Genomic DNA, 25,679 nt, shown 5'->3' with positions numbered 1-25,679 from the left:
CAGGCGCTGTGGAAACTACTGCGAGTAACGCGCGTGATTCTTCGTTAAATACAGGCGCACGTTCTTTTGTCGTGCTTGTAAGGCCTGGATTGCGCCCTTCAACGCCGTGTTGACGGCAACGGGACGCCTATAGTCGTGAGGAGAACTCGGGAAGTCAATTGGGTGTGTTACCGCATTGTTACGTCTGGGGTGTTACCGGGGTAACTGATGCGATTCAGCAAATTCTGTAGGACCGATACCAGACCAATGTGGGAACGGGCTCGCGCCCACTAGGGTATTTCGGTCAATTCGGGGACAGGCGTTCCAGGCCGACGAACGGGCAGGCGGCGAGCAATCCGCTGAGGTCGCGACCATCGGCCAAACGCAGATCGGCTGGCGCCAACTCCGCCAGCGGATACAGGACAAAGGCCCGTTCCTGCAGGTGATAGTGCGGCACCTTGAGGCGGGGTTCATCGATCAGTCGATCGCCGAACAGCACGATATCGAGATCCAGGGTGCGCGGTCCCCAGCGTTCAAGGCGCTCGCGGCCCTGTTCGTTCTCGATGGCTTGCAATGCATCCAGCAGATCCAGCGGCGCCAAGTCGGTGTCGAGGGCGGCGACGGCGTTGGTGTAGCGCGGTTGGCCGGGGAGCAGCGAATCGCTTTGATAAAACCCCGAGACACCGACCAGCTCCGATTGCGGCAGCCGTGCCAGCGCAGCGACGGCGCTGCGCAACTGTTCGGCGGGGGCCGCCAGATTGCTGCCCATGCCGATGTAGATGCGTTCCATGGATTATTCGCCCGTGGTGCTCGAAGCGCCTGCAGCGCGTTTGCGTTTGGAACCGCCACTGCGGCGACGCTTGCGCGGTGCGCCGGTGCCTTCGTCCTTGCCGCTAAGGTCACGGATCATGTCGCGACGTTCGCTTTCATTGGCGTCCTGATAATCCGTCCACCATTCGCCCAGGCCATCGGTCTGCTCGCCCGCGCTTTCGCGCAACAGCAGGAAGTCGTAACCGGCACGGAACCGCGGGTTGTCCAGCAGCAGGTCGGCGCGTTTGCCGCTGCGCCGTGGCAGGCGCTCCTGCATGTCCCAGATTTCGCGGATCGGCATGGTGAAGCGTTTTGGAATGGCGATGCGCTGGCATTGTTCGGCGATCAACTCGTGAGCCGCTTCCTGCATCGCCGGAATAGGCGGCATGCCACGTTCCTGCAGGCGCAGTACCCGTGCCGGCAGCGCAGGCCAAAGCAGTGCTGCAAACAGGAAGGCCGGAGTTACCGGTTTGTTCTGCTTGATGCGCAGGTCGGTATTGATCAGCGCTTCGCTGATCAGGGTGTGGGTGTAGGTCGGATTGTATTCGAGCGCTTCGGCACTGGCCGGGAACAGCGGGTCGAACAGTTGCAGGTCGACCAGCATCTCGAAGGTGTCCGCGGCATGGCCGGAGAGGAACAGCTTGAGTACTTCTTCGAACAGGCGGGCCGAAGGGATTTCACGCAGCATCGGTGCCAGATCGCGGATTGGCAGGGCGCTGTGCTTTTCGATGCCGAAATTCAGCTTGGCGGCGAAACGCACGGCCCGCAGCATGCGCACCGGGTCTTCCTGGTAGCGTTGCTTCGGATCGCCGATCAGACGGATCAGGTGATTGCGAATGTCGTGCACGCCGTTGGCGTAGTCGAGGATGCGCTCGCTGACCGGATCGTAATACAGGGCGTTGATGGTGAAGTCGCGGCGTTGCGCGTCTTCTTCCAGGGTGCCATAGACGTTATCGCGCAGGATGCGCCCGCTCTCGTTGCGGGAGGACTGGTTACTGTCTTCCTCTTCATCGTTTTGCGGGTGATTGGCACGGAAGGTCGCGACTTCGATGATTTCTCGGCCGAAGTGGATATGCACCAGCTTGAACCGGCGACCGATGATCCGCGCGTTGCGAAATTCGGCCCGTACCTGTTCGGGGGTGGCACTTGTGGCAACGTCGAAGTCTTTCGGCGTGATGCCGAGCAGCATGTCGCGCACACAACCGCCGACCAGGTACGCCTGGTAGCCGGCGCCCTGCAGGCGTTCGACGATATTCACCGCATAACGGCTGAATTGAGCCTTTTGCAGCGAGTGTTGGCCGCTGTTGAGCACTTCAGGCGTGCTGCGGATGTGTTGCGTACGACGCAGGGGAGTACGGAATGACTGGAACAGCTTCTTCAGCATGGGATGCACTGTTTGAAGGAATGTTCGGCCAAAAACAAAGAATGACCGCATGATGGGCGGGGATTCTAGCATTTAGTCGGGGGATGGTGTAGGAAGCTGCGAAAGCGCTTGAAGGAGATGTCGTAGTCTGGCTTGAAGCCAGAAACTACAAGGGGAGCCGAAGCTCCCCAAGAAGTAGTTGCATGCTCTGTTTTTGTTATTGGTTTCGGGCTTTTTGTTTTTGTTAAGTGCCCTCGCCATGAAGTCTTCCTTCATGACCCTCCCAATCGGGAGCCAAGAGCAAACGGATTGCTTTGGTCGCTGTGTTGCAGTGATCTTACGATCCAACCAGTACAGGCTCTGTCTTAAGACAGTTTTTTGTTGTTCTCGGCCTGGTCGTGGGGCAAGCCCCAAATACAACGCCTCTCCAAAAGAATCAGTTAGCTGCGCCTCTCGCCGTCTTGTTTTTATTGTGCGTGAGTCGATTCGTCTTATTTTTATTGTCTTGTGCATTGCTTGTTATTGTTCTTGTACCAAACATATAGCAGGGTGCATGCCAACTTTTGCAAACCCCAGTAAAACAAGGGCTTGGCCGTACTGATGGGGTTTGTGGAGACCAAAAAAAGCCGGGGCTTCGTTACCGTAAGCCCCGGCTTCTGTTACGTGAAAAACCTGAGGTAACAGTTTTTTCACAAAATCATGTGTTACCCGCACATGAGACAGGTGGGGTTCAGCTTTCGCTGGCTACCCCGGTCTTGCGCCGTGGGATGCCCAGGCGCTGACGACGCTCCCACAGGCATTTGCGGCTGACCCCGAGTTTGCGGGCCAGCTCGGTTTCGGTCATGTGGTCCTGGTGTTCGAGGACGAAGTGCTGGAAGTAGTCTTCCAGGGACAGGTCTTCGGTCGGCTCGTGACTGTTGTTGGCCGCCGTGTTGCCTTGTTGCGGTGCCAGGCCGATGAATTCGTCGTCTTCGAGATCGCTCAACTCGATGTCGATGCCCAGCAGCTCGGCGGAAATCTCCGGGCTTTCGCACAGGATGACGGCGCGCTCGACGGCGTTTTCCAGCTCACGAACGTTGCCCGGCCATGAGTAGTGGCGAATGGCTTGCTCGGCATCCGGGGCAAACTTCAGGTCGGTGCGGTTGATCCGCGCGCTCTGCCGCGCCAGGAACGCATTGGCGATTTCGTTGACGTCGGCACCGCGCTCGCGCAGGGCCGGCAGCTTCAGGGCGATCACGTGGAGGCGGTAATACAGGTCTTCACGGAACTGACCGATTTTTGCCAGGCTCTTGAGATCGCGGTGAGTCGCAGCGATCAGGCGCACATCGACTTTCTGCGACTGTACCGAGCCCACCCGGCGAATTTCACCTTCCTGCAATACGCGCAGCAGGCGGGCCTGGGCTTCAAGCGGCAGTTCGCCGATTTCGTCGAGGAACAGGGTGCCGCCGTCCGCTGCTTCCACCAGGCCGGCACGCCCGGCGCTTGCACCGGTAAACGCGCCTTTTTCGTGGCCGAACAGTTCGGATTCGATCAGGCTTTCCGGAATGGCTGCACAGTTCACCGAAATCATCGGCGCCTTGGCGCGTTTGGACAGGTTGTGCAGGGCGCGCGCCACCAGCTCTTTACCGGTGCCGGACTCACCCTGGATCAGGACATTGGAATCGGTAGGCGCCACTTTGCGGATCTTGCCATACAGATCCTGCATCGGCGGACACGAACCTATGATGCCTATTTCGCCGTTGCTGTTGTCGATACCCGGTTTCGCCGCGCCGTTGGCGACTTTGCCGGCAACCGGCTCACCGCTGGTCTGTGTCGATTGGCGGTCACGCAGGATGCGCGCGACGGCCTGGAGCATTTCGTCGTGATCGAAAGGCTTGGCGATGTAGTCCACCGCGCCCATCTTCATCGAGTCGACCGCCGAGCGCAGGCTGGCGTAGCTGGTCATGATCAGCACCGGAGTGCCTTGGCCGAGTTTGATCAGTTCGGTGCCAGGAGCGCCTGGCAAGCGCAGGTCACTGACGATCAGGTCGAACGTGGGAATGGTGAAGCGTTCTTGTGCTTCCTGCACTGAACCGGCTTCGCTGACCTGGTACTGGTTACGTTCCAGCAGGCGGCGCAAGGCGGAGCGGATGATGGTTTCGTCTTCGACGATCAAAATGTGCGGCATTGATTCGATACTCTCGACGGTCTCAGTTCACAGCGGACGTCGCTTCGACATGACGCGGTAATGTCACCCGGATACGGGTGCCGCGTTGGCTCTGAACATCAGCCGGGCTGTCGATGGTGATTTGTCCATAATGCTCTTCAACGATGGAATAGACCAGTGCAAGGCCCAGACCGGTACCTTCACCAGGGTCCTTGGTGGTGAAGAAGGGTTCGAACAATCGGTCCATGATGCTCGATGGTATTCCGCTGCCTTCGTCTTCCACGATCAGGTCGACCGTGTGTTCGCCGGCTTCGCTTTTGACGCGCACCGCGCTGCCCGGGGGCGAGGCATCGCGTGCGTTTGAGAGCAGGTTGATCAATACCTGGGCCAGCCGCTGCGGGTCGCCTTCGACCCAGTGGTCCGGATCGCACAGGTTGTAGAACTGCACTTCGAAATTGCGTCGGTTCAGGGCCAGCAGGCCAATGGCGTCCTGGGCGACTTCGGCCAGACAGACGGGCTCGTCGCTGTGCTGATGACTGCCGGCATGGGCGAAGCTCATCAATGACTGCACGATGCGCGACACGCGTTTGGTCTGTTCAAGGATCTGACCGCTGATTTCCTTGAGTTCGCCGTCTTCCTCGCGCTCTTCGCGCAGATTCTGCGCCAGGCAGGCGATGCCGGTGATCGGGTTGCCGATTTCATGGGCCACGCCAGCCGCGAGACGACCGATGCTGGCCAGGCGCTCCGAATGCACCAGTTTGTCTTCGAGCATCTGGGTTTCGGTGAGGTCTTCCACCAGCAGCACCAGGCCGCTGTTACCGGGCGCGAGGGGCTCGTCGATCGCCGCTTTGTGCAGGTTCAGCCAGCGGGTTTGGCCGTCGAGGGCCAAATGCTGCTTGTGCAAGTGTTCGTCCGGCACGTTGATGAAGCCTTGCAGCAATTCTCTCCATGGATCGGCAATGGTACCCAGGCGCGAACCGACCACACGTTGCGCGGCGATCCCGGTCAATTCCTCCATGGCTTTGTTCCACATGAGGATTTCCTGGTCCTTGGCCAGGGAGCACACGCCCATTGGCAATTCCTGCAGGGTCTGGCGGTGATAGCGGCGCAGGGCGTCGAGCTCGGCGGCCAGGCCGGTCAGGCGGGAGTGGTAGTCCTCGAGACGGCTTTCGATGAAGTGGATGTCTTCGGTGACGTAGTTTTCACCGCCAGCCTTGTAAGGCAGGAACGTTTCGACCATGTCCTGGGCCACGCTCGGGCCCATCAGGCCCGAGAGGTTGGCTTCGATCCGGTCACGCAAGCGGCGCAAGGCATAAGGCCGTCGCTCGTCGAATGGCAGATAGAGGTCGCGCAGGGCTTGCTCTACCTCCTTCTGCGCGGCCTTGGCGCCCAGGGGCTTGGCTAGTTGCGTGGCGAATTCCTGGGGGGAGGCAGCGTGCAGTTCGCGGCGTTGCGGGCGACGCACGTTGTCTACGGCGCAGGCCTCGGCAGCGCTGGCTTCTTCGGTGCTGGCGTTGGTGAACAGCGAGATGAGGGTGAACATCAGTACGTTGGCCGCCAGCGAGGCGATTGCGGCCATGTGCCAGCTGGTATCGTCCAGCACATAGATCATGTTCAGCAGCGGAATGTAGAAACCCTGCAGATTGCCGACCAGCGGCAACAGCATGGTCACCAGCCAGACCAGAATCCCCGCCAGCAACCCGGCGATGAAACCGCGGCGGTTGGCGGTCGGCCAGTACAGGACCGACAGTACGCCTGGCAGGAACTGCAAGGTGGCCACAAAGGCGACGATGCCAAGGTTGGCCAGGTCCTGTTCGGCGCCCAGCAGCAGGTAGAAGCCATAGCCGGCCATGATGATCGCGACGATCAGCGCCCGGCGCGTCCACTTCAGCCAGCGGTAGATATTGCCTTCGGCCGGTGGCTGATACAGCGGAAGTACCAGGTGGTTCAGCGCCATCCCTGATAGCGCCAGGGTGGTCACGATGATCAGGCCGCTGGCGGCAGACAACCCACCGACATACGCCAGCAACGCCAGGGCCTTGCTGTTGGCGGCGATGCCGATACCCAGCGTGAAATATTCCGGGTTGGTGGTGGCACCGAGTTTCAGGCCGGCCCACAGAATCAGCGGTACGGCCAGGCTCATCAGCAACAGGAACAGCGGCAGGCCCCAGCTCGCGCTGACCAGCGAGCGCGGGTTGAGGTTTTCGGTGAAGGTCATGTGGTACATGTGCGGCATCACGATCGCCGAAGCGAAGAACACCAGCAGCAGCGTGCGCCATGGGCCTTCCTGCAGCGGTGTGTGCAGGGCCGCGAGGGCGGTCTGGTTTTGCAGCAGCCACAGTTCGAGCTGTTGCGGGCCGTCGAATACGCCATAAAGCGCATACAGGCCGACGCCACCGATGGCGATCAGCTTGATCACCGATTCGAAGGCAATCGCGAACACCAGGCCTTCATGTTTCTCGCGAGTGGCAATGTGCCGGGAGCCGAAGAAAATCGTGAACAGCGTGATCAGGGCGCAAAAGCTCAGTGCCACGCGATGCTGAACCGGTTCGCGGGTGAGGATACCGATGGAGTCGGCCACCGCCTGAATCTGCAACGCCAGCAATGGCAGCACGCCGATCAGCATGAAAATCGTGGTCAGCGCACCGGCCCAGGTGCTGCGGAAGCGAAACGCGAACAGGTCCGCCAGGGACGACAGCTGATAGGTGCGGGTGATTTTCAGGATCGGATACAGCAACACCGGCGCCAGCAGAAACGCCCCGGACACCCCGAGGTAGCTGGACAGGAATCCATATCCGTACTGATAGGCCAGGCCCACGGTGCCGTAAAACGCCCAGGCACTGGCGTACACGCCCAGGGACAGGGTGTAGGTGAGCGGGTGACGAATGATCGCCCGCGGGATCATGCCTCGTTCGCTGATCCAGGCCACGCCGAACAGCACCGCCAGGTACGCGGCGCTGATCAGGATCATCTGGGTCAGGCTAAAGCTCATCGGCATCTTTTTGGCTCTGCAGGATGAAGGTCACGACGATCAGAATCAGCCAGAGCAAATAGGGGCGGTACCAGGCGCCAGTGGCGTCGATCCACCAATCCATGATGGCCGGGGAAAACAGATAAATCCCCACTACCAGGAGCAGGACCAAGCGATAGATGTACATCCCGGCCTCTCTTTTTTATGCGCGTGCCCGAAAACGTGCGGCGATGGTAACGGATGGGTGCGCCACTGCAAGCAAGTTCACTGTAGCTGTGCCTCGGGCAAGCTTAGTGTGCGCGGGATCAGCAGTGCATCCCAGTGGGTGATGCCCCAGTTCAGCACTTCCCGTGGCGTGGCATAAGCCAGTTCGTTGCCGGGGTTCTGCCCGAGTGCGCGCAAGGCGCGTAGCAACAAGGGCGTGGCCTGATCGGCCGTGAGCGGTGGCGAGCGATAGGATTTGCCCAGTTTGTTGCCATCGGGCTGGGTGATCAGCGGGATGTGCAGGTAACGCGGTTGCCGCAGGCCAAGCAACTCCTGCAGATACAGCTGGCGCGGGGTGGAGTCGAGCAGGTCGGCGCCCCGCACGATATCAGTGATGCCTTGCCAGGCATCGTCCAGCACTACGGCCAGTTGATAAGCGTAAAGCCCGTCGCGGCGGCGGATCACGAAGTCGCCGACGTCCCGGCCCAGGTGCTGGTGAAATGCTCCCTGCACCCGGTCGATGAAGTGGTAGTCCAGTTCAGGGACGCGTATCCGGATCGCCGCATCTTCAGTGCCATGCCCGGCATTACGACACAGTCCAGGATATATGCCGTGATACGGTTCCAGTTGCTTGCGCGAGCAGGTGCAGGCGTAAGCCAGACCTTGATTGAACAGGCGATTGAGCACTTCGGCGTAGGCGTCGTGACGGTCGCTCTGACGGACCATCTCGCCGTCCCACTCAAACCCGTAACTCTCCAGGGCCTTGAGGATCGCCGCCTGAGCCCCGGGCTCTTCACGGGGAGGATCGAGGTCTTCCATGCGCATCAGCCAGCGGCCGCCGACCGAGCGAGCGTCGAGATACGAGGCCAGCGCGGCGACCAGCGAACCGAAATGCAAATGGCCACTGGGCGTGGGGGCAAAGCGCCCGATGTAGGTGGGGGAGGTGATGGCGGTCATATGGGCGATGTTATTTGGTCGGGAGGGGCGCAAATCAAGCTGTAGGAGCGAGCTTGCTCGCGAAAAAACGTCTGAACACCGCGAGCGTTCAAACAGCGCGCGTTATCGTTATCGTCCATCTCGAGCAAGCTCGCTGCTACATAGAAACCAGAAACAAAAACGGAGCGTTCGCACGCTCCGTTTTTCGTTCAAGTGGCGATTACTTGCCGACTTGCTTTTCCTTGATTTCCGCCAGGGTCTTGCAGTCGATGCACAGATCAGCGGTAGGGCGTGCCTCAAGGCGCTTGACGCCGATCTCGATGCCGCAGGATTCACACCAGCCGTACTCTTCGTCTTCGATCAACTGAAGCGTCTTGTCGATCTTCTTGATCAACTTGCGCTCGCGATCGCGGGCTCGAAGTTCGAGAGCGAACTCTTCTTCCTGGCTGGCACGGTCTGCCGGGTCAGGGAAGTTGGCCGCTTCGTCCTTCATGTGGTCCACAGTCTTGTCGACACCTTCCATCAGCTCTTTTTTCCACTGATTCAGAACCTTGGTGAAGTGCTTGCGCATGGGCTCGCCCATGTACTCTTCGCCAGCTTTCTGAACATAGGGCTCGAAGCCGCTGATCGTCTGATTCGCTTGTTGCTTTGCTTGGGTGGACATGAAATAGACCGCCTCTACTCTTGTAATCCATCTGCGCAGGATTGCTCCATCACCGGCACCCGCCGGCCCTGCGGCTGCAAGCGGGCGAACTTACCAGATCAAATCAGGCCGCGCTACTCCCGGATGTCGAGCCTGCGGCCCGTGGGGCTTGCAAATACTGGCAAAGCGCTGTCTGGTGGCTCTGGAACGCTGCTCAATTAATGATTTTAGTCAAACCTGGGATACTCGTTTGAGTCGTTTTCGACCAAGGTTGTATGGGGTCTGACCGCTTTAGGTTCTCGCTCGTTCCTGCGCTTGGGTAGAATCGATTCTTTTCTCCGTTGAAGGAAGGCCAATGGCTCAGTCCTACAGTGCCCGCAGTCGCGCGATCGAACCTTTCCATGTCATGGCGTTGCTGGCGCGAGCCAATGAATTGCAAGCGGCCGGTCATGATGTGATTCACCTTGAAATCGGCGAGCCGGACTTCACCACCGCCGAGCCGATCATTCGCGCCGGCCAGGCTGCGCTGACAGCGGGCAAGACCCGTTATACCGCCGCGCGGGGCATTCCCGAATTGCGTGAGGCCATTTCAGGTTTTTACCAGCAGCGTTATGGCCTGAATATCGACCCGCGGCGGATTCTCATCACCCCCGGCGGCTCCGGCGCGCTGTTGCTGGCCAGCGCCCTGCTGGTCGATCCGGGCAAGCATTGGCTGCTGGCGGACCCGGGTTATCCGTGCAACCGGCATTTCCTGCGCTTGGTGGAAGGCGCCGCGCAGCTTGTCCCTGTAGGTCCTGAGGTGCGTTATCAACTGACTCCGGGCCTGGTCGAGCGGCATTGGGATCACGACAGCGTGGGTGCATTGGTCGCGTCGCCGGCCAACCCGACGGGGACGATCCTGACCCGTGACGAACTGGCCGCACTGTCGACTTCGATCAAGGAGCGTCATGGTCATCTGGTGGTGGATGAGATCTACCACGGTCTGACGTATGGCACCGATGCAGCCAGTGTGCTGGAAGTCGACGACAGCGCCTTTGTGCTTAATAGTTTTTCGAAATATTTCGGCATGACCGGTTGGCGCCTTGGCTGGCTGGTGGCGCCTGATGCAGCGGTCGGCGAGTTGGAAAAACTCGCCCAGAACCTCTACATCAGCGCACCGAGCATGGCGCAACACGCCGCGCTGGCCTGCTTCGAACCTGCAACCATCGCGATCCTGGAAGAGCGCCGTGCCGAATTCGGTCGTCGTCGGGATTTCCTGCTGCCTGCCTTGAGGGAATTAGGTTTCGGAATTGCCGTGGAACCGGAAGGGGCCTTCTACTTGTACGCCGATATCAGCAAGTTCGGCGGTGATGCCTTCTCGTTCTGTCGACATTTCCTGGAGACCGAACATGTGGCGTTTACGCCGGGGCTGGATTTCGGTCGCTATCAAGCCGGGCATCATGTGCGCTTTGCCTATACCCAAAGCCTGGAACGCTTGCACGAAGCGGTCGAGCGGATCGGTCGCGGTTTGCGGAGTTGGCAAGGCTGATGCGTTTTCATCCGCCCCTCGAAGAAGGTCGACTGATTCGTCGATACAAGCGTTTTCTAGCCGATATCGAGACCGTTCGCGGCGAGTTGCTGACCATTCACTGTCCCAATACCGGTTCGATGCTCAATTGCCAGGTTGAAGGCGGTCAGGTCTGGTTCAGCCGCTCCAACGATCCCAAGCGCAAGTTGCCGGGCACGTGGGAAATTGGCGAAACCCCGCACGGGCGTCAGTTTTGTGTGAATACAGCACGGGCCAACGGGCTGATCGAAGAGGCGCTTCGCGCCGGAGTCATCGCTGAGCTGGATGGCTTTACCGAGCTTAAGCGCGAAGTGGCCTACGGCCAGGAAAGCAGTCGGATCGACTTTCGCCTTGATTACCCAAGTGGGCCGGCTTACGTGGAAGTCAAAAGTGTCACCTTGGGCTTCGAGGACTCATCGGTTGCGGCGTTTCCCGATGCGGTGACGCAGCGCGGGGCCAAGCATTTGCGCGAATTGGCTCATCTGGCTCGGGACGGAATCCGGGCGGTACAGTTGTACTGCGTGAACCTGACCGGTATCGATGCCGTGCGCCCGGCTGAAGAGATCGATTCGGCTTATGCCGCGGCGTTGCGTGAGGCCGTGGCGTGTGGGGTTGAAGTGCTGGCTTACGGTGTGCGATTGACTCACGAGGAAATGGTGGTCGATCGGCGTCTTGAGGTTTTGCTCGGCATTAAAGGCTGATCCAGATGCCTTGTGCGTTCTCGCGGCAATCCACGCGGGTCAGGGATTGTCCGGCGCAAGGGCCGGACACGCATTCGCCGTCCTCGATCAGAAACAGGGCGCCGTGAGTGGCGCACTGGATCAAGCTGTTGCTGGGGTCGAGAAACTGGTCTGGGGTCCATTCCAGTCCAACACCACGGTGCGGGCAGCGATTGATATAGACGTAGACCTGACCGCTGCGGCGCACGGCAAAGAGCTTCTGGCCGTCGATTTCGAACCCGCGACTGCAGGCGTCGGCCAGTTCGGCGCCGGCACAAAGAAATTTCATGTCCATCCTCGGTTTTCGTCGTTCGTGTGCAGATATGCCCAAGCCGACGTTCAAAAATGAAAGCAACGGGTCAAGCGACGCATGTCGGTGCCGGAAGCGGTGGCCCGATGCCTAGGATACCGGGTGGTTGCTGCTTTCTCCCAGGCAAAAAAAGACCCGGCATGAGCCGGGTCAAATAACCGTGATTAGCCTGATGAGGAGATAATCCGAGAGTCCGAACCAAGGGCTTTTCAGAATATCGACCAGTCTCGCGACCAGTTGCGGTAATAATATCGATTCTCATTATCAAGTCAACTGGTCATTTCTGATTGGTTTGAGTTCCGCCAATCATTTGAGCCTTAATTTGTCGTTTTCTGTGCAGTCAACTGTGTCACCTGCTTGTTAAGCAGATCGATTCGTCGGGCCATGCTTTCGATCAGGCTCCCGGCGATTTTTGGATTGCTCTGGGCCAGGCTCATAAACTGATCCTTGGGGATGCGCATGATGGTGCTCGGCTCACTGCTGACAATGCTGGCGTTGCGTCTTTCGCCGGTGAATACCGCCATGGCACCGATAATTTCATCTTTAGGCACATCGCCGACTTTCTGTCCGTCGACAAACGCCTCGGCATGACCCTCAATGATGACAAAGACATGGTCCGCCTCGTCGCCTTGCCGGATAAGCACTTCGCCACTGGATACCCGTTGAAAGCCGTTGGTGCTGCGAAACTCCGGCTGTTTCAGGCGGGCTATGGCGTCTGACAGCAAGGCGGTCTGCCCCGCCATGTACTGCAAGAACAGTTCCGAGCGCTGAGGGTCGGCATAGATGTGCCGGAAAACCGCTGATCGCTGGTAGGGCGTCAGTGTCAGCGGGTTATCACTGCGCAAACGACAGCGCGGCAATTCCATATCCTGGCGCAAGCCAATCAGGTCGCCCTCGTGCAGATAGAACAGGGCGCGATTGTCGACGCATCCATGTAACAGCCCTTTTTGCAAAATGAACAGTTGATCGCCGGGTAATGCGGCGCCAAGGTCTTCGACAGCGGAAAATGCCAGCGATGGGCCGCAAGGGGTCAAGCCTTCGAGTAGTCGAGCGGGAATATTCTGCAATCGGTTGATCAGTGCGTCGGCGTATGCCGGTTGTTCTCCAAGTAGGTACATGGCGAGCAGACTCGTTCAGTTCTTGTGGCGTGACGAGATAGCTTCCAGCTGTTTGTTCAAGGCGTCCTTGCGTTCGGCGGGAATGTCGTTCCAGTGTACGTCCATCAAGGCGCCTTCAATCGCGTACAACAACACCTTCGACGCACGGAATCCGCGCGTACGCACGGCCCGGTAAGCGTCCACCGCCCCCAGGCGACGCAAGTCCGAAGCGCTGTGGATGCCCACGGCATGCAGCCACTGCGCCGACGTCTTGCCAAGATTCTTCAGGTGTTGCAGTTCATCATTCATCAAGCCTCCTTGCGATGGCCGAATGGTGCGTGGGCAAGCTTCTGAGGAGTGTAGCCATCAGTAGGAAAAGCGTTATGGTTTGGTCGTTTTCGACGTAAACGCTTCTAAGCGGCAAATATCTGCAAGGGCAGGAACTTCAGTGAGTCCAGCGGGAAAAGGGGCGGAACAGGCAGGAATTTCGGTTAATTAGCCCGCAGTCCAGCGCAAAGCGGGGGGCGCCGGACTTGTCAGTTTACGCAGGCGATCAGCGGGTGCGGTAGCGCAGGCGAGTCCCGAAATTCATCGACATCAGAATCTCGTCAGCACTCAGCTCTGGCGGAAAGTAGGCGCCGGAAATCTGTGCATGAGCCAGGCTCGCACCTTCAAGCGAAGCGTTACGAAAGTCGATGCCGCGCAGGTCGGCGGAGCGGAAATAGGCATCGGTAAAGTCGACGCCGTCGGCGTTCAACTCACGCAGGTCGAGGCCACGGAAGTCACCACCCACCATATCGATAGGTCCATCCTTTGGGCGTTCTTTGTTGAAGCCGATGATGTCGTCTTTGTGCAGCAGGGCATAAAGCGGGGTGTCGAGAAGCTTCGGCTGGCTCATGGCATGTCACCTGTTGGTTTTATGACGCCAGTATAGTGCCACTATTTGGCAGCCGTGAAGCCTGTGATGGCTTCACGGCTGAATTACTTTCTTACAGCCCCGGCAGGCGTTGGCGAATCTGTGCGACAACGGTGTCCAGGGTCCCGCTTTCATTGGTCTGGATACGTTTGCTGCAGAGGATTTCCGCAGGAGTCAGTGCTTCGCGACTGGCTTGTTGGGCTTCGATCACGGCCAGAGTGGCGTCAGACGGGTCGTTTTTATCTGCCTGGCGCAGGGCCAGCCAGCTTTCGATCACGGCCTGTGGTGCGTTGCAGTCGAGAATCAGGAAAGGCGTGCCAGTGGCTTCGGCGACTTTCGCTGCGCTGTCGCGTTGAGCACGCTTGAGGTACGTGGCATCGATCACTACCGGAAAGCCTGCGTGCAGGATCACATTGGCGATTTCATGCAGGCGGTTGTAGGTCGCTGCGCTTGCGTCGGCACTATAAATGCCGGCCTGCAGGTCGTTCGGTACGGTCTGTTCGCCGAACAGGCGTTTGCGTTCTACATCCGAACGCAAGCGAATCGCCCCCAGCGCTTCCACCAGGCGCATGGCCACATGGCTTTTGCCGACGGCGGAAACGCCGTGGGTGATGGCCATGAAGCGCGAAGGAATGGTGCTGTAGCTTTCCGCCAGGTTGGCGTAGTTACGGTACTGACGCAGGGTGGTAGCGCGCTGTACTGCGGTGGCGTCGGCCGGCATGCTGAACAGGGCAACCTTGGCGCGAACCAGTGCACGGTATGCTTTATAGAAGTTCAGCAGCTCAAGGCCCTGGTAATCACCTGTCAGCTCCAGGTATTGGCTGATAAAACGCCGTGCCAGGCTCTTCAGGCCCCGGTCCTCAAGGTCCATCGCCAGGAAACCGGTGTCGGCATACACGTCAGTGAAGCGGAACGGTTCATTGAATTCGATGCAGTCAAAGATCACGACGTTGCCGTCGATCACGGTGGCGTTACCCAGGTGGATATCACCGTGGCATTCACGGATGAACCCGTCGGCCTTGCGCTGGGCAAACAGCGGCTTGAGGCGTTCGAAGCTGGTTTCAGCCCAGGCTTGCAAAGCTTCCAGTTGCAGGAGGTCGGTCTTGTCGCTGAGGAATGGGCGAATTTGTTCGAAGTTTTGCCGCACCGGTGCCATGACGCTGTCTGGCGTACCCGCTTCATGTTCAGCGGGGACTTTCGGTGAGCTGAGGTGGAACCCGGCGATTTGCGCAGCCATCGCGTCGATGTGTGCCGGTGTCAGCTCGCCATTGGCTTGCAGGGTGCTGAGCAACTGGCTTTGCGGGAACTGACGCATTTTCAGGGCGTATTCGATGACCGGGCCATCGCCACCCAGTTGCGGGTCCTCGGCGCTGCCGGTGATCGGCAACACTTCAAGGTACAGATCATGGGTCAGGCGCTGGTTGAGGCGCAGCTCTTCGCCGCAGAAATGCTTGCGGGCCTCAAGGCTGGTGAAGTCGAGGAAGCCGAAATTCACCGGTTTCTTCACTTTATAGGCATAAGGGCCGGTGAGCAGTACCCAGGAAATGTGGGTCTCGATAAGCTGGAACCCCTCTACAGGATGCGGATAGAGGGCCGGGTTTTGCAGGGCGGCGATCAGGGACTGGCTCACAGGCGATCCTTCAGAGTCTGGAAAAATACAGGCCGTCATTATGGCGGCTGGCCAGCCTAACGCAATGTCGGAGGGCTCCTGTTGAGTATGAATAAAGTGCGTATAATCCGCCGCCATGACTCGTACCCGATCTCCCCGTACCCCTAAAAAACCACCCTCCAGAGGCCTGCGCCCCTGGCTGGGCTGGGCCCTTAAACTCAGCCTGGTCGGCCTTGTGGTCCTGGCCGGATTCGCGGTTTACCTCGATGCCATCGTGCAGGAGAAGTTCTCCGGCAAGCGCTGGACCATTCCGGCCAAGGTATACGCGCGTCCACTCGAGCTGTTCGTCGGACAAAAGCTGAGTCGGGATGACTTCCTCACCGAGCTCGATGCCTTGGGGTATCGTCGTGAAAGTGTGGCCAATGGCCCGGGCGCGGCCTCGGTCAACGGCAATACCGTCGATCTGAATACCCGCGGCTTCCAGTTCTATGAGGGCATGGAGCAGCCGCAACCGGTACGTGTGCGTTTTTCCGGCGATTACGTCGCCGAATTGTCTTCGACCAACGGTGCAAAATTGTCGGTGGTACGTCTTGAGCCGTTGTTGATTGGCGGCTTGTACCCGAAAAATCTTGAAGACCGGATTCTGATCAAGATCGACCAGGTTCCACCGTACTTGCTCGATACCCTGGTGGCCGTTGAGGACCGGGACTTCTATCACCACTTTGGTGTGTCGCCGAAGTCGATCGCTCGTGCGATCTGGGTCAACGGCTCGTCCGGGCGCATGCGCCAGGGCGGCAGTACCCTGACGCAACAATTGGTCAAGAACTTCTACCTGACCAACGAGCGCAGCCTGAGCCGAAAGCTGACTGAAGCCATGATGGCGATGCTGCTTGAGTTGCATTACGACAAGCGTGAAATCCTCGAGGCATACCTGAACGAGGTGTTCATCGGTCAGGACGGCCAGCGTGCCGTGCATGGCTTCGGTCTGGCGAGCCAGTTCTTCTTCAGCCAGCCGTTGTCAGAACTCAAATTGCACCAGGTGGCGTTGCTGGTGGGCATGGTCAAGGGGCCGTCGTCCTACAATCCGCGCCGCTACCCGGAACGAGCGCTTGAACGTCGCAACCTGGTGCTCGATGTCCTGCAGGAACAGGGCGTTGCCACGGCCGAGCAAGTCGAAGCCGCGAAGAAGATGCCGTTGGGCGTGACCAAGCGTGGCAGCCTCGCGGACAGCTCATTCCCCGGTTTCCTTGATCTGGTCAAGCGCCAGCTGCGTGAAGACTATCGCGACGAAGACTTGACCGAAGAAGGTCTGCGCATTTTCACCAGCTTCGACCCGATCCTGCAGATGAAAGCCGAAGCATCGGTCAATGACACCTTCAAGCGCCTGGCCGGGCGCAAGGGTTCCGATGATGTGGAGGCGGCCATGGTCGTCACCAACCCTGAAACCGGCGAAGTCCAGGCCATGATTGGCAGTCGCCAGGCCAGTTTTGCAGGTTTCAACCGTGCTCTGGATGCGGTGCGCCCTGTCGGCTCGTTGATCAAACCGGCTGTTTATCTGACAGCGCTGGAGAAACCGAGCCAGTACACCTTGACCAGTTGGCTGTCAGACGAATCCTTCTCGGTCAAAGGTGCGGACGGTCAGGTCTGGAAACCGCAGAACTATGATCGGCGTTCCCACGGTACGGTTTTCCTTTATCAGGGCCTGGCGCATTCCTACAACTTGTCGACCGCACGTCTCGGCTTGGCGGTGGGGGTGCCGAATGTACTGAAGACATTGGGGCGCCTGGGTATCAGTCGCGAATTCCCGGCATTCCCGTCGATGTTGCTGGGTGCGGGCGGCATGACGCCGATCGAAGTCGCGACCATGTACCAGACGCTGGCCAACGGAGGCTTCAATACGCCGATGCGCGGGATTCGCAGTGTTCTGACTGCCGAAGGCGAGCCGCTCAAGCGATATCCGTTCCAGATTCAGCAGCGTTTCGACCCGGGTTCCATTTACCTGATCCAGAGCGCCATGCAGCGTGTCATGCGTGAAGGCACCGGCAGCTCGGTCTACAACGTGTTGCCGAAAACCCTGACCCTTGCAGGCAAGACCGGCACCAGTAACGATTCGCGGGACAGTTGGTTTGCCGGTTTCAGCCAGGACTTGCTCGCGGTGGTGTGGTTGGGGCGCGATGACAACGGCAAGACGCCATTCACCGGTGCTACCGGTGCCTTGCAGGTCTGGACCAGTTTCATGCGCAAGGCCGATCCGCTGCCACTGGACATGCCGCAGCCGGATAACGTCGTACAAGCCTGGGTCGATTCGCGCACGGGACAAGGCTCTGATGCCAACTGCCCAGGCGCTGTACAGATGCCGTATATTCGCGGCAGCGAACCGCCTCCCGGCGCTGCTTGCGGTGGCGAAAGCCCCACTACCGGCGAAACGGTGATGGATTGGGTCAAGGGCTGGATGAATTAAGCAAAGAGGGTATCAAGTGAACAAGTGGTTGATTCCAGCGGTTGCCGCCGTGGCTTTGCTCAGCGGTTGCTCCACCGTACAACGTGGCTCGATTCCGGTAGAGGACTCTGGCACCGCCGTTTCCAACAGCGAGCGAATCTCGACCAATGGCGGTTTCCGTCAGACGACGGTGAAACGCCCTGTGCAAACCCGTCCTCAGGAAATTCCGCAAGGCGATACCGGTGTTGTCGTGATGGTGCCAGGTGGCGGTGCAACGACGTCAACGCCGATCAGCACCACACCGATTACGCCTGGCCCGATTACGCCGGGGCCGATTGATACCGCGCCGGTTCAGTCCGCGCCGATCAATCAGGGCAGTTACAGCATGCCGCCGACGCCGAGCGGGATTCCTTCGGCCAGCTCCGGTGGTTTGTCTGCCGATGAGCAACTGGACGGTCCTGTTCTGGCCCTGTTGACGACTGCGCAGCAGCAACAGTCCAGCGGTGATCTCAATGGTGCCTCGTCGAGTCTTGAACGCGCCCAGCGTGTTGCGCCGCGGGAGCCGCAAGTGCTTTATCGTCTGGCGCAAGTGCGCATGGCTCAAGGTGACGCGCCGCAGGCTGAGCAATTTGCCCGTCGTGGCCTGACCTTCGCCAATGGTCGCCCGGCACTGCAGGCAAACCTGTGGGAACTGATCGCCCAGGCCCGTGAGAAACAGGGTGACTCCGCGGGTGCCGCACTGGCGCGTCAGAAGGCCAAGGTAGCGTCGTGATGGACGAGCGTTTTCTTAAAATCGCCGATCAGTTACTGCTGATCGAGCGTGAGTTGCGGATTCAGGGCTGGTGGGACGATGTGCCGCCATCCCAGGAAGCACTTTCCAGCGTCGAGCCGTTCTCGGTCGATACGCTGGATTTCGAGCAGTGGCTGCAATGGATCTTCCTGCCGCGCATGAAAATGATTCTGGAGCAGGGGCTGCCCTTGCCGAACGCTTCGGGGATTCAGGAGATGGCCGAAATGGTCTTCGCTTCCCGTAATGTCCAGGGCAAGGACCGGCAGTTGCAGGCATTGCTCAAAGAGTTCGATTTGCTGATCACGGCTTCTCGCTGATTCCGACCCCTTTTAGCAGTCGGGTTTGCTCTCGTTGAGGGCAAGCCTGGTTCCTGCATGTCGGCTGGCAGCCTCGGGTTGCGCAATTGAAACTAACGCACGTGCAGTTTCACGGTTTTTTCTTGCTTTCTCATGTGCTTAGTTCAATAAAGCACATAGACGACTTGACTTGCAGGGGACGAAACAGAAGAATCCAAAGTCCGCTGTAGAGGGACTGCCAGAAGCAGACCCACTCGGTAGATCATGAGGCGCACATCCGCGCCGACCTGTTACACCCGCAACGCGTTACCTCGCGCTGGGTGGGAAAGGCCCGCAACACTTGGGACGATCCCAATACTTGCTCAGTCAGTGCTGACGTAGTCGGCGACCACCGTCGCTCATGCTCTGCTGGGAAGTAAACCTATTAAGACCCGTCCCATATATGTGGGCGGTATTCTGGCGTTTTAGAGGTGAACAACGTGGAGCTTTTATCTGGCGGTGAAATGATCGTCCGCTTTTTGCGTGACGAGGGCGTCAAATATATCTATGGGTACCCGGGTGGTGCCGCACTGCATATCTACGATGCATTGTTTAAAGAACCTTCCGTTCAACATATCCTCGTGCGCCATGAGCAGGCAGCCACTCACATGGCTGATGGCTATGCGCGTGCCACCGGCAAGGCTGGCGTTGTACTGGTGACCTCCGGTCCTGGCGCAACCAACGTCATTACCGGTATTGCCACGGCATACATGGACTCCATTCCGATGGTGATTCTGACCGCTCAGGTGCCAAGCACCATGGTCGGCACCGATGCATTCCAGGAAACCGACATGATCGGTATCTCCCGGCCGATCGTGAAACACAGCTTCATGATCAAGCATCCATCGGAAATTCCGGAAGTCATGAAGAAGGCCTTCTATCTGGCGCAATCCGGTCGTCCGGGCCCGGTAGTGGTCGATATCCCGAAAGACATGACCAACCCGGCCGAGAAGTTCGAATACGTCTTCCCGAAAAAAGCCAAGCTGCGTTCCTACAGCCCGGCAGTGCGTGGTCATTCGGGCCAGATCCGCAAGGCCGTGGAAATGCTGTTGGCAGCCAAGCGGCCAATCATCTATGCCGGTGGCGGCGTCATCATGGGTAATGGCTCCGCGCCGTTGACCGAGTTGGCGCAACTGCTGAACGCACCGGTGACCAATACCTTGATGGGCCTGGGTGCCTATCCGGGTAACGACCGTCAGTTCCTCGGTATGCTCGGCATGCACGGCAGCTACACCGCCAACCTGGCGATGCACCATGCTGATGTGATCCTTGCCGTCGGCGCGCGTTTCGACGATCGCGTCATCAACGGCGCGTCGAAGTTTTGCCCGAACGCCAAGATCATTCACATCGACATCGACCCGGCTTCGATCTCCAAGACCATCAAAGCCGATGTTCCTATCGTTGGTCCGGTGGAAAGCGTACTGACCGAAATGGTCGCTACCTTCAAGGAAATCGGCGAGACCCCGAACAAGGAAGCGGTCGCTACCTGGTGGAAGCAGGTTGAAGAGTGGCGTGGTGATCGCGACATGTTCCCTTACAACAAGGGCGATGGCAGCATCATCAAGCCGCAGACTGTGATCGAGACCCTGAGCGAAGTGACCCATGGCGATGCCTATGTGTCCTCCGACGTGGGTCAGCATCAGATGTACGCGGCCCAGTACTACCGCTTCAACAAGCCGAATCGCTGGATCAACTCCGGCGGCCTGGGCACGATGGGCTTCGGTTTGCCTGCGGCGATGGGTGTGAAACTGAACTTCCCGGACGCTGATGTCGCCTGTGTGACCGGTGAAGGCAGCATCCAGATGAACATTCAGGAGCTCTCGACCTGTCTGCAGCATGGCCTGCCACTGAAGATCATCCTGCTGAACAACGGCGTGCTCGGCATGGTCCGCCAATGGCAGGACATGAGCTACGGCGCACGTCATTCGCATTCCTACATGGAATCGTTGCCGGACTTCGTCAAGTTGGCTGAAGCCTACGGTCACGTTGGAATGCGCATCACGGACTTGAAGGATTTGAAGCCGATGATGGAAGAAGCGTTTGCCATGAAGGATCGCCTGGTGTTCCTTGATATCAAGGTAGATGCCAACGAGCACGTCTACCCGATGCAGATCAAAGACGGCTCCATGCGCGATATGTGGCTGAGCAAGACGGAGCGTACTTAATCATGCGGCACATTATTTCCTTGCTTCTGGAAAACGAACCCGGCGCTTTGTCTCGCGTAGTCGGCCTGTTCTCGCAGCGCAACTACAACATCGAAAGCCTGACCGTGGCGCCAACCGAAGACCCGACCCTGTCGCGTCTGACGCTGACCACTGTCGGCCACGATGAGATCATCGAGCAGATCACCAAGAACCTGAACAAGCTGATCGAAGTGGTAAAACTGGTCGACCTGTCGGAAAGTGCTCACATCGAGCGCGAACTGATGCTGGTCAAGGTCAAGGCCACCGGCGCCCAGCGTGCCGAGATCAAGCGCACTACCGATATTTACCGTGGACAGATCGTCGATGTCAGCGCCAGCGTGTATACCGTTCAATTGACCGGTACCAGCGACAAGCTCGACAGCTTCATTCAGTCCATCGGCACCGCCTCGATCCTGGAAACTGTACGCAGTGGCGTCACCGGGATTGCGCGCGGCGACAAAGTACTCAGCATCTAAACCAAATTAGCGAATGGCCTGAACGGCCTGGATATATAGGGGAAATTCATGAAAGTTTTCTACGATAAAGACTGCGACCTGTCGATCATCCAGGGCAAGAAAGTTGCCATCATCGGTTACGGTTCCCAAGGCCACGCTCAAGCGTGCAACCTGAAAGACTCCGGCGTTGACGTTACCGTTGGTCTGCGTAAAGGTTCGGCCACCGTTGCCAAAGCCGAAGCTCACGGCCTGAAAGTGACCGACGTTGCCTCCGCTGTTGCGGCGGCCGACCTGGTTATGATCCTGACCCCGGACGAGTTCCAGTCTTCCCTGTACAAGAACGAAATCGAGCCGAACATCAAGAAAGGCGCAACCCTGGCCTTCTCCCACGGCTTCGCGATCCACTACAACCAGGTTGTGCCACGTGCTGACCTCGACGTGATCATGATCGCGCCGAAGGCTCCGGGCCACACCGTACGTTCCGAGTTCGTGAAGGGCGGCGGTATCCCTGACCTGATCGCTATCTACCAGGACGCGTCGGGCAACGCCAAAAACGTTGCTCTGTCTTATGCTGCAGGCGTTGGTGGTGGTCGTACCGGCATCATCGAAACCACCTTCAAGGACGAGACCGAAACCGACCTGTTCGGCGAACAAGCCGTTCTGTGCGGCGGTACCGTTGAACTGGTCAAGGCTGGTTTCGAAACGCTGGTTGAAGCTGGTTATGCGCCAGAAATGGCCTACTTCGAATGCCTGCACGAACTGAAGCTGATCGTTGACCTCATGTACGAAGGCGGTATCGCCAACATGAACTACTCGATCTCCAACAACGCCGAATACGGCGAGTACGTGACCGGCCCGGAAGTTATCAACGCCGAATCCCGTCAGGCCATGCGCAACGCCCTGAAACGTATTCAGGACGGCGAATACGCCAAGATGTTCATCAGCGAAGGTGCTACCGGCTATCCTTCGATGACCGCCAAGCGTCGCAACAACGCCGCTCACGGTATCGAAATCATCGGCGAGCAACTGCGCTCCATGATGCCGTGGATCGGTGCCAACAAGATCGTCGACAAAGCTAAAAACTAAGTCACGCCCTTGTACGAAAAACGCGGCTCAGGCCGCGTTTTTTCGTTTGGCGGGCCTGTTCTGGTATAAAGCTGCATCGTTTGCGATGCGAACCGTTACCGCAGACGTCTGTCGAAACTTTCCACCCCGTTGCAAGGTATTGTCCATGAGCGAACGTCCCGAAGAGCCAAACCAGGCTTCTGACGCCGAAAGCCTGCTGCCCATCGATGAGCATGTTGAAGAAGGGCATGACGCTGAAGGCCGTAAAGTCCGGCATCGTGGTATCTATCTTCTGCCGAATCTGTTCACCACTGCGAATCTGTTCGCAGGGTTTTACTCCATCATCAACTCCATGAGTGCCCAGAGCGCCCTGAGTGCGGGTGATTCGATTGGAGCGAGCAAATATTTTGCTTTCGCAGCCATCGCGATTTTCGTCGCCATGGTGCTTGACGGTCTCGACGGCCGTGTTGCGCGCATGACCAATACCCAGAGTGCCTTCGGTGCCGAGTACGACTCGCTATCGGATATGGTTGCTTTCGGTGTGGCGCCGGCTTTACTGGCATTTGGTTGGGCGCTGGGCGACATGGGCAAGGTCGGATGGATGGTTGCCTTCATCTATGTAGCAGGCGCGGCATTGCGTCTGGCGCGTTTCAATACCCAGGTCGGCACCGCCGATAAGCGCTATTTCATCGGTCTGGCCAGTCCGGCTGCCGCTGGCGTGGTGGCGGGGATTGTCTGGGCGTTCAGCGACTACGGTATCCAGGGCTCCAAGATGTCCTTCCTGGTGGCGTTAATGGTCGCGGCTGCGGGTATGCTGATGGTCAGCAATATCAAGTACAACAGCTTCAAGGAGCTGGACCTGAAGGGGCGGGTGCCTTTCGTGGCAATCCTGGCTGTGGTGTTGGTATTTGCCGTGGTGTTCAGTGATCCACCGCGCATCCTGCTGCTGGTTTTCCTCGCTTACGCCGCTTCCGGTCCGGTTCAGTACTTGTTACATCTTCGTCGGCGCAAAAGCGTCGAGTGATGTAATTTCCCTCATACTCCGCAGTCTGTTGGTGCATCTGTTCTCCAATACTGCGGAGTAGCCATGCTGATCAAAATATCCAAAGCGTCTGACTGCCATGAGTCGGACGTCACGCCTGAATCCCTTTATCTCTCTCGACGCCATGTATTAGGGGCTGCCGTTGGCGGTTTGGCCCTGAGCGGACTGCCTCGCTGGGCTGGTGCCGATGAGGCGGTGCGCTATGAAGATGTCGAACCTGGCAAGGCGCCTTCCTGGTTCAGCGAAAAACTACCTTCCGTCCGCTGGGGGGCGGTCACCGTCAAGGATGAGGCGATCACGCCCTTCAAGGATGCCACCCATTACAACAACTTCTATGAGTTTGGTGCCGACAAAGGTGATCCGGCAGCCAATGCCGGCGCGTTGAAGACTGAGCCCTGGACTGTGGTGGTGGATGGTGAAGTGGGTAAGCCGGGGCGCTATGCACTGGAAGACTTCATGCGGCCTTACCAGTTGGAAGAACGAATCTACCGCCTTCGCTGTGTGGAAGCCTGGTCGATGGTCATTCCATGGATCGGCTTTCCCATCTCGGCGTTGCTCAAGCAGGTAGAGCCAACATCAAAAGCCAAATTCATTCGCTTCGAAACTCTGCAGGATCCCAAGAGCATGCCAGGGCAGCGATCCGGATTTGCGTTGATCGAATGGCCCTATGTAGAAGGGCTTCGCTTGGATGAGGCGATGAACCCGTTAGCGATTCTGGCGGTGGGGATGTACGGGCGTGAATTGCCGAGTCAGAACGGTGCGCCGTTGCGTCTGGTAGTGCCCTGGAAATACGGTTTCAAAAGCATCAAGTCGATTGTGCGGATCAGTCTGGTCGGTGAGCAGCCCAAGACGACCTGGCAGAGTATTGCTCCCGACGAATATGGCTTCTATGCGAACGTGAATCCTTCGGTTGACCATCCGCGCTGGACACAGGCTCGTGAGCGGCGCTTGCCGAGTGGTCTTTTCAAACCCAACGTGCGTGATACGCAAATGTTCAATGGCTACGCTGATGAAGTGGCGTCTCTATATAGCGGGCTCGATTTGAGGAAGAACTACTGATGCGGTATCCGCTTTGGCGTCTCGGCGTCTTTGTTGCCGCATTGGTGTGGCCCCTGTTCTGGTTGTATCAAGCCTGGACTGATGTGCTTGGCCCGGACCCGGGAAAAGTGCTGGTCGACCGTTTGGGCTTGGGGGCTCTTGTTCTTCTGCTCATTACATTAAGCATGACGCCTCTGCAGAAGTTCACCGGTTGGGCGGGATGGATTGCAGTGAGGCGACAACTCGGTTTGTGGTGTTTTGCTTATGTAGTCCTGCATTTGAGTGCTTATCTGGCATTCATCCTCGGATTTGATTGGTCGCAGTTGGGCGTCGAATTACGCAAGCGTCCATACATTATTGTCGGTGCGCTTGGATTTCTGTGCTTGTTGGTATTGGCAATGACTTCCAATCGATACAGTCAGCGGCGTCTGGGGGCGCGCTGGAAGAAATTGCATCGCCTGGTTTATGCGGTTCTTATGTTTGGATTGCTTCATATGCTCTGGATAGTGCGCGCTGATCTGAAGGAGTGGGCTATTTATGCTGCAATGGGTGCGTTGCTATTAGTGTTGCGGCTACCGCCCGTAACCCGGCGAATCCCACGTTTTATGATAAAAAAGGCCTCTTCTGCCAAAAAAGCGTAATCAGTGCTTGACGGCAGATTCTGGAAGCCTATAATTCGCCCCACTTCCGGCGCAGTCGAAACGGAAAACTCCTTGATAAACAATGAGTTACGCAGTTTTCGGCAGCGGGTTGCTTCAGGTCATCGAAGTTGAAAGGAAGTTGAAAAAGAGGTGTTGACAGCAGCGAGTAACGCTGTAGAATTCGCCTCCCGCTGACGAGAGATCGAAGGCGCAAGTGGTTGAAGTTGTTAAGGATTCCTTGAAAACTTCTGAAAATAATCACTTGACAGCAAATGAGGCTGCTGTAGAATGCGCGCCTCGGTTGAGACGAAAGCTCTTAACCAACCGCTCTTTAACAACTGAATCAAGCAATTCGTGTGGGTGCTTGTGGAGTCTGACTGCTAGTCAACAGATTATCAGCATCACAAGTTACTCCGCGAGAAATCAAAGATGTAACCAACG

23 protein-coding genes are annotated in these 25,679 nt (G+C 58.1%); 11 read left to right on the top strand and 12 right to left on the bottom strand.

Going from position 1 to position 25,679, the window contains the following annotated elements; translation table 11 throughout:
* Positions 1-283: 283 nt before the first annotated feature.
* From folK to dksA, 7 genes are all read right to left on the bottom strand, one after another.
* Positions 284-769, bottom strand: coding sequence for a 2-amino-4-hydroxy-6-hydroxymethyldihydropteridine diphosphokinase (gene folK / locus F7R06_RS21065; RefSeq protein ID WP_090325203.1), 486 nt, complete (start codon positions 767-769; stop codon positions 284-286).
* A gap of 3 nt (positions 770-772) precedes the next feature.
* Positions 773-2,173: a polynucleotide adenylyltransferase PcnB gene (locus F7R06_RS21060; RefSeq protein WP_162493940.1), complete on the bottom strand. Its 1,401-nt coding sequence runs from the start codon at positions 2,171-2,173 to the stop codon at positions 773-775.
* Between the two features lie 709 nt (positions 2,174-2,882).
* Positions 2,883-4,319, bottom strand: coding sequence for a sigma-54-dependent transcriptional regulator (locus F7R06_RS21050; protein ID WP_090325198.1), 1,437 nt, complete (start codon positions 4,317-4,319; stop codon positions 2,883-2,885).
* A gap of 22 nt (positions 4,320-4,341) precedes the next feature.
* Entirely contained in the window at positions 4,342-7,296 is a 2,955-nt protein-coding gene (locus tag F7R06_RS21045; RefSeq protein WP_162493939.1) for a sensor histidine kinase, read from the bottom strand.
* Positions 7,280-7,456: a hypothetical protein gene (locus F7R06_RS21040; protein ID WP_003176118.1), complete on the bottom strand. Its 177-nt coding sequence runs from the start codon at positions 7,454-7,456 to the stop codon at positions 7,280-7,282. Before F7R06_RS21040 ends, F7R06_RS21045 begins: the two co-directional genes overlap by 17 nt.
* 77 nt (positions 7,457-7,533) lie before the next feature.
* Positions 7,534-8,430 carry a tRNA glutamyl-Q(34) synthetase GluQRS gene (gene gluQRS / locus F7R06_RS21035; RefSeq protein WP_090325195.1) on the bottom strand — a complete coding sequence of 299 codons (897 nt, stop codon included), beginning with the start codon at positions 8,428-8,430 and terminating at the stop codon, positions 7,534-7,536.
* A 199-nt stretch (positions 8,431-8,629) separates the two neighbouring features.
* A complete protein-coding gene (gene dksA, locus F7R06_RS21030; protein ID WP_046815673.1) occupies positions 8,630-9,073 on the bottom strand; it encodes an RNA polymerase-binding protein DksA in 444 nt (147 codons plus the stop codon).
* Between the two features lie 334 nt (positions 9,074-9,407).
* On the opposite strand from dksA, the gene F7R06_RS21025 reads away from it, so the two are divergent.
* Together F7R06_RS21025 and sfsA are read left to right on the top strand one after the other, a co-directional pair.
* Complete coding sequence (locus F7R06_RS21025; protein WP_090325194.1) at positions 9,408-10,580, top strand: pyridoxal phosphate-dependent aminotransferase; 1,173 nt, start codon at positions 9,408-9,410, stop codon at positions 10,578-10,580.
* Positions 10,580-11,299, top strand: coding sequence for a DNA/RNA nuclease SfsA (sfsA, locus tag F7R06_RS21020; protein WP_090325193.1), 720 nt, complete (start codon positions 10,580-10,582; stop codon positions 11,297-11,299). The genes F7R06_RS21025 and sfsA overlap by 1 nt, the downstream gene beginning before the upstream one ends.
* Here the strand turns inward: sfsA and F7R06_RS21015 are convergent.
* The 5 genes from F7R06_RS21015 to F7R06_RS20995 all read right to left on the bottom strand — a co-directional run bounded on the left by F7R06_RS21015 (position 11,289) and on the right by F7R06_RS20995 (position 15,270).
* Complete coding sequence (locus F7R06_RS21015; protein WP_090327546.1) at positions 11,289-11,606, bottom strand: Rieske (2Fe-2S) protein; 318 nt, start codon at positions 11,604-11,606, stop codon at positions 11,289-11,291. The two genes, sfsA and F7R06_RS21015, sit on opposite strands and share 11 nt — an antisense overlap.
* Positions 11,607-11,944: 338 nt before the next feature.
* Positions 11,945-12,745, bottom strand: a complete 801-nt coding sequence (locus F7R06_RS21010) for a Crp/Fnr family transcriptional regulator (RefSeq protein ID WP_090325192.1) — start codon at positions 12,743-12,745, stop codon at positions 11,945-11,947.
* Between the two features lie 15 nt (positions 12,746-12,760).
* Complete coding sequence (locus F7R06_RS21005; protein ID WP_003228231.1) at positions 12,761-13,033, bottom strand: TfoX/Sxy family protein; 273 nt, start codon at positions 13,031-13,033, stop codon at positions 12,761-12,763.
* Between the two features lie 244 nt (positions 13,034-13,277).
* Entirely contained in the window at positions 13,278-13,622 is a 345-nt protein-coding gene (locus F7R06_RS21000) for a pentapeptide repeat-containing protein (RefSeq protein WP_090325191.1), read from the bottom strand.
* 91 nt (positions 13,623-13,713) lie between these two features.
* Positions 13,714-15,270, bottom strand: coding sequence for a bifunctional aminoglycoside phosphotransferase/ATP-binding protein (locus F7R06_RS20995; protein ID WP_090325189.1), 1,557 nt, complete (start codon positions 15,268-15,270; stop codon positions 13,714-13,716).
* A gap of 115 nt (positions 15,271-15,385) precedes the next feature.
* Between F7R06_RS20995 and mrcB the strand changes: the two genes are divergently transcribed.
* From mrcB to msrQ, 9 genes are all read left to right on the top strand, one after another.
* Positions 15,386-17,710 carry a penicillin-binding protein 1B gene (gene mrcB / locus F7R06_RS20990; protein WP_090325187.1) on the top strand — a complete coding sequence of 775 codons (2,325 nt, stop codon included), beginning with the start codon at positions 15,386-15,388 and terminating at the stop codon, positions 17,708-17,710.
* 16 nt (positions 17,711-17,726) lie between these two features.
* Positions 17,727-18,461, top strand: coding sequence for a tetratricopeptide repeat protein (locus F7R06_RS20985; RefSeq protein ID WP_090325185.1), 735 nt, complete (start codon positions 17,727-17,729; stop codon positions 18,459-18,461).
* Positions 18,461-18,796 carry a YqcC family protein gene (locus F7R06_RS20980; protein ID WP_090325182.1) on the top strand — a complete coding sequence of 112 codons (336 nt, stop codon included), beginning with the start codon at positions 18,461-18,463 and terminating at the stop codon, positions 18,794-18,796. The genes F7R06_RS20985 and F7R06_RS20980 overlap by 1 nt, the downstream gene beginning before the upstream one ends.
* Positions 18,797-19,254: 458 nt before the next feature.
* Positions 19,255-20,979: an acetolactate synthase 3 large subunit gene (locus F7R06_RS20975; RefSeq protein WP_090327543.1), complete on the top strand. Its 1,725-nt coding sequence runs from the start codon at positions 19,255-19,257 to the stop codon at positions 20,977-20,979.
* Between the two features lie 2 nt (positions 20,980-20,981).
* Positions 20,982-21,473, top strand: coding sequence for an acetolactate synthase small subunit (gene ilvN, locus F7R06_RS20970; RefSeq protein ID WP_003205610.1), 492 nt, complete (start codon positions 20,982-20,984; stop codon positions 21,471-21,473).
* Between the two features lie 48 nt (positions 21,474-21,521).
* Positions 21,522-22,538: a ketol-acid reductoisomerase gene (gene ilvC, locus F7R06_RS20965; protein ID WP_003228216.1), complete on the top strand. Its 1,017-nt coding sequence runs from the start codon at positions 21,522-21,524 to the stop codon at positions 22,536-22,538.
* A 145-nt stretch (positions 22,539-22,683) separates the two neighbouring features.
* Positions 22,684-23,541 (top strand): CDP-diacylglycerol--serine O-phosphatidyltransferase, encoded by an 858-nt coding sequence (gene pssA, locus F7R06_RS20960; protein ID WP_047533271.1) that lies wholly within the window; start codon positions 22,684-22,686, stop codon positions 23,539-23,541.
* A 63-nt stretch (positions 23,542-23,604) separates the two neighbouring features.
* The gene (msrP, locus tag F7R06_RS20955) at positions 23,605-24,618 is read left to right on the top strand and encodes a protein-methionine-sulfoxide reductase catalytic subunit MsrP (protein WP_090325181.1); all 1,014 of its coding nucleotides are present in this window, start codon (positions 23,605-23,607) and stop codon (positions 24,616-24,618) included.
* Positions 24,618-25,238: a protein-methionine-sulfoxide reductase heme-binding subunit MsrQ gene (gene msrQ, locus F7R06_RS20950; RefSeq protein WP_090325180.1), complete on the top strand. Its 621-nt coding sequence runs from the start codon at positions 24,618-24,620 to the stop codon at positions 25,236-25,238. Before msrP ends, msrQ begins: the two co-directional genes overlap by 1 nt.
* The last annotated feature ends 441 nt before the right edge of the window (positions 25,239-25,679 follow it).

The organism is Pseudomonas moorei (assembly GCF_008801475.1).
Lineage (GTDB): Bacteria > Pseudomonadota > Gammaproteobacteria > Pseudomonadales > Pseudomonadaceae > Aquipseudomonas > Aquipseudomonas moorei.
This window is presented reverse-complemented; position numbering and strand designations above follow the sequence as displayed.